Origin of the sequence: Paenibacillus sp. FSL L8-0663, from assembly GCF_038008125.1 — a bacterium.
In the GTDB taxonomy this organism is placed as follows: Bacteria; Bacillota; Bacilli; order Paenibacillales; family Paenibacillaceae; genus Paenibacillus; species Paenibacillus polymyxa_D.
Map to the genome: position 1 here is coordinate 1 of NZ_JBBOYM010000003.1, position 1,944 is coordinate 1,944.

The following is a 1,944-nucleotide window of genomic DNA, read 5'->3' on the forward strand; positions in this document are numbered from 1 at the left end:
AATCATCGGAAACGAAAGCTTTTAAAATCCCGTTCCTAATTTAAAATGTAAAAAGAATGAAATAGTATGGTAGCGGGAAGAAAGTAGTAAAATTAAGCATCCGAGTAGGAGTATAGAGTGATAACATGTTACAATACAGCTAAGAACATGCAATAAGATAATATGAAGTGACCTCCTAAATTATCAAGTCAGGGATTTTAACCCATAATAATGAATGAAAACAAACATCATGAATGGGGTTATACCCTATGATAATAGGAGGCCACTATGGAAAATATAATCTATATTGGGATGGATGTCCACAAAGAAAGCTTTAGCTTATGTGCATTGCACGGAACAACTGGGGAAATTGTAAGAGAAGCACGATGTGCTTCAAATGTATCTCTCGTAAAAAAATTCGTTGAGAAACTAAAAACAAAATATGGTGAAGATATAAAAATTAAAGCTGGATATGAGGCGGGTTGTTTAGGGTATTCACTTCATAATCTTCTTGAACAAAATGGGATTGATTGTGATATTTTAGCTCCAACAACCATGTACAGTTCATCTAAAAATAAAATGGTGAAGAATGACAAATTTGATGCTAAAATGATTGCTCTTAACTTAGCTAATGGCACCTATAAAGAAGTATATGTTCCAGAAGAAGAGGATGTTGCCGTAAAAGAGTATATCCGCATGCTAGGTGATTTTAAAACGTCATTGAAGAAGATGAAACAACAGATAAAAGCATTCCTTTTAAGACATGGCTATGTGTATGAAGGAAAATCAAGCTGGACAATCGCTTACATGAAATGGTTAAAAAATCTTGATTTACAAGGATTATTCAAAGAAACGTTAGATGAATATCTATTACAGTATGATGTTCTAGTTGATAAAATTGAGCGATTCAGTCTGAGACTAGAAGAATTATCTCATAGTGAAAGATACGAAGAACCCATCGCAAAGTTAAGATGCCTAAAAGGTATAGATACAACATCGGCAATGACTGTTCATGTGGAAATTGCAGACTTCACTCGTTTTCCCACGGCTAAAGCATTTATGGCTTATGTAGGATTGACGCCAAGCGAAAGTTCTAGTGGAGAAAAAATCAGTCGACGTTCGATTACAAAACAAGGCAATTCGACCGTTAGGTCTACTCTTGTAGAATGTGCAAATGCATTGGTAAAAGGAGCAATCGGATTAAAATCGAAACGAGTGAAAGCGAGACAAAAAGGGCAACGAAGCGAAGTAATTTCCTATGCAGATCGGGCAGTAGAAAGGTTACAAAGAAAATATCATCGAATGATGTATCAAGGGAAACCCAGAAATGTTGCTATTACAGCGGTTGCAAGAGAACTTGGGTGTTTTATCTGGGGGTTAGAAACAGGAAAAATTTAAAAAATCAAAAAGGGATATGAAGTTGATTCATTCATTGTTAGAGACCAAAGGTATCAATTGATGGCATAGGTGAGCTTCAGAGATAGTGAATTACAGGTCTGGCTATCTATGTCCCTCCTTTTCTGGCGCAGCTGAAATTCTGATAAACAAGCTATTTATTAGAATGTGAAAAGATGTGATCCACGCAATAAGATTATAAGAGCCTAACGACGGACCATTAACCTGAGGTAACCAATCCACGAATAACAGAGTGGTTAACTGTCGATAGATCTTATTTCTGAAGCTTTTGTATGCCATCAAGAAAAAATATTATGGTTGAAAAACTATTGACAAAGGTCACTTCATAACAGGAGGGGTAAAATGACGACGATACTTTCCGTACGAGACTTGAAGAAGGTAATTGGAAAGAAGACTCTTGTAGAGAATATTTCCTTTGATGTAAAGCAAGGAGAAGTGTTCGGGTTCTTAGGACCAAATGGTGCTGGAAAGACGACTACCATTCGAATGTTAGTCGGATTGATTAAGGCGACAGAAGGTAAGATTTCTATCGGTGGTTATTCGATTAAG

At 36.2% G+C, this 1,944-nt stretch carries 2 protein-coding genes; both read left to right on the forward strand.

Annotated features, from left to right (window positions below):
- Positions 1 to 267 precede the first annotated feature (267 nt).
- The gene (locus MKY75_RS25540) at positions 268 to 1,377 is read left to right on the forward strand and encodes an IS110 family transposase (protein WP_340870962.1); all 1,110 of its coding nucleotides are present in this window, start codon (positions 268 to 270) and stop codon (positions 1,375 to 1,377) included.
- Positions 1,378 to 1,737: 360 nt separating this feature from the next.
- On the forward strand, positions 1,738 to 1,944 hold a 207-nt coding region (locus tag MKY75_RS25545), incomplete at its 3' end, for an ATP-binding cassette domain-containing protein (protein WP_340887154.1).